The organism is Lapillicoccus sp., from assembly GCF_025353065.1.
Taxonomy (GTDB): Bacteria; Actinomycetota; Actinomycetes; order Actinomycetales; family Dermatophilaceae; genus Lapillicoccus.
The window spans coordinates 1-2849 of the sequence record NZ_JANXRJ010000080.1 but is presented as its reverse complement, the minus strand read 5'-3'; the positions used below and the strand labels follow the sequence as shown (position 1 = coordinate 2849).

General features: G+C 68.5%; 2 protein-coding genes. Both read left to right on the top strand.

Translation table 11 applies throughout. The features are described 5' to 3' along the window. The coding region (locus tag Q0R63_RS06875; protein ID WP_295695645.1) for a hypothetical protein at positions 1-1988 on the top strand (1988 nt) is incomplete at its 5' end. A 179-nt stretch (positions 1989-2167) separates the two neighbouring features. Beyond that, entirely contained in the window at positions 2168-2776 is a 609-nt protein-coding gene (locus Q0R63_RS06870) for a hypothetical protein (protein ID WP_295695643.1), read from the top strand. Positions 2777-2849: the final 73 nt, after the last annotated feature.

Here is a 2849-nt window from a genome sequence, read left to right as displayed (position 1 = left end):
CCTACCCTGGCGATGACATGCCGCAGATCACCGACGACGTCCAGTTCGACACCGGCCCGGTCGGGCCCTGCCTGGGCTGCGGGGAGTCCACGTCGCTGTTCGTCCGCGTCAACGGCTCCAGCGCACCTGCGGCACGGATGCCCCTGATCTGCTGGAAACGTCTGGCCACCGTTCCCGACCGGGCCGACGCCGAGCCGTGCCTGGGCTGCGGCGCCCTCACGACCTCACGGTTCGGTGATCGGCCGCTGCATCCGGGATGCGACATCTCCACACCGGGCGCTGCGGCCCCGACAGCCGCGATCGACCCGGATCCGGCGGCGGCACCGGCCGCTCCGGTCGACGCGGTGCCTGTCTCGAGCGCAGTCACGCAACGCCCGTCGACAACGGTGACCCAGCCGTCCTCGGGGCCGGTCAGGGGTCGGCGGGCCAAGACCGAATGGGCCTATTCGGTCGCCGTCATCGACCCAGCCGGGGTGTACCTGCCGGACGGCACCATCGCGTCGGTGGATGAGCTCCACACCATGGCGGACATCGCCGCCGTCGGCGAGAAGTTCCGGATCGGCCACCAAGCCGGGGCCGGTCTGCTCGTGCTGACCAGCGCAATGGTCCAGCGCCTCGGCTTGATGCCCGACGAGGCCACGTTGACCGTCGCACTGGATAGCGGAGAACCCGCGGCCGAGGACGACGTGGCCAAGCGCATCGGAACCCACCTCGCCCAGCAAACCGCATTTCTGTCCAACCCCGATGGGTGGACTGCGGACGGGGACAAGCTCGGCCCGTGGACCCGGATCCGGAAGGACGGACGGGCGTTCCGGCTGGTGCTCGAGCCGTTCGCGTGGGTCTGGGACCGACGGGTCGACTCACGGTCTCCGTTCATGGGTTTGCCCGACGCTGACCTTGACCCGCACGCCTGCTGGCAGGAACTGGCCCGCCGATTGAGCCGGCTGGCTGAGCTGTTGGGCACCCCCTGGTCCACCAGTCCTGGCGCGACAGGTGAAGCAATCTTCGACCAGGTGCAGCGCAACCGCGCGCGGAACAACGGCCGGGTTCTGTCCACGGCCGGCGGCATCCCGGAGCTGACCGCAACCACCCAGGTTCGGTTGGAAGGTGAATTCTCCTGGCGACGCCTGATGTCCAAGGCCGAACTGGCCCAAGCCGCAGTTATCCAGAAATACGACAAGCGCGGCAGCTACCTGGCCACCGCAGGTGGGGCCGATCTGGGCTACGGCGACCCGACGCACCTGTCGACCGAATCAGCGCTGGCCGCGGTGACGGCATGCCGGGCCGACCGTAAGCGAAAGATGCCGTTTGGGCTCTGGCTGGTCACCCTGCCGCCCTGGGATCAGCCGACGCCGCCACCTCATCCAGAGCAGCGGACCACCGACCCGGTCCTGCGGTGGATCACCACCGCCACCCTGGTGCTGCTGATCGACGACGAAGATGCCGGCGGCGCCGGATACGACATCGCCGAACTCGGCCTAGCCGAGGTATGGGTGTGGCCCGATCAGGCTCGGTTCCTGGAGCCTTGGTACACCCGGTGCCGAGACGCGCTACTGGCAGCCCGCGCCGACAACGACGACGCCGTCGCCGACGCCGTCAAGGGCCTCTACACCGGTTACATCGGTCGAATGGCCTCGCGCTACACCGCTGGCGGGGCCCGCCCATGGCATCACCAACCCGTGTGGGAAGCAACAATCCGGGCCCTGGCCAGAGCCAGTTTGTGGCGATCAATCCAGCGCCACCATCTGGCCACTGGCCGGCTACCGATCGGCATCGACCATGACGAGCTCGGCTATCTGGACACCGCCGTAGATCCGCGGATCAATCCGCCCGCCGTAGACAACGGCCGGCTAGGAGCGCTGAAGCCATCCGGCACGGTGCTGCTGACCGATGTCCTGCGCAAGCAGCTGGCTGCCGGCGGATCCGGGTTGGACAAACAGTTGGAGCACATGGATGTCAGCGGCTCCACTGGTAGCGGCTCTCAGTGATGGCGCAGTTCCGACCGACCACCGCTCCCCCCAACCGCCGACAAGCCGCCGCCGACATCAACAACGCCCTGGCCGCCCCGCGGATCCCGGCCAGCGTCCGGAACCTCGTTCGAGACGTCGGTGGCACCCGGGCCGCCGCCCGGCTGGTCGGCCGGTCCCAGCGGCAGGTGCAGCGCTATGTGTCCGGCGACATCGGTCAAGTACCGGAACAATTCCGGGCGACGCTCGCGCGGGCGGGGACCGCCGCGCGGAACCGCGCGTTAATCCAGGAGCTGGGCGGTACCCGGCGGGTCGCTGAGCTGACCGGTCGGAGCGTCCGCACCGTCGAGAGGTGGGCCAGCGGCCAGATCGCCCAACCCCGTCGAGACGCCAGGCAACTGTTGGGTCGGGCGGACGCCGCGGTGAGGATGCGAGCCCGCGGTCTGGCCGTCGATCCCGCCACCGGCCGGCCGCTGGCGCCGGTGTACATCCGGGTCAACGGTGCGATCCGGATCAACGCCTCGACCAGGCAGCAGTACAACTACCCCAGCCGCAACATCGGCACCGGCGGGATGAACCCTCTGGGATTTGAGATCACCGAGGCGATGGCCGCGATCACCGACGCCCTCGGCGCAGGAGACCCTCGAGCGGCGCAGGAGGCGCTCGAGGCGTACCTGTCCGACGCGTACGCGGCCGCCGGCAGTTACGACCCGATCGCTGAGATCGGTGTGTTCATCGACCGGATCGATGGGATCGAGTTCAACCAGGATCCGATCGCCGACGACGTGGATCCCGACCCGACCCGATAGAACCATCCCGCGGCACATTGCCGGGATTGTCTTTTTTCCCACGGGATTGACCACTTTTGACCGCTCGATAGTG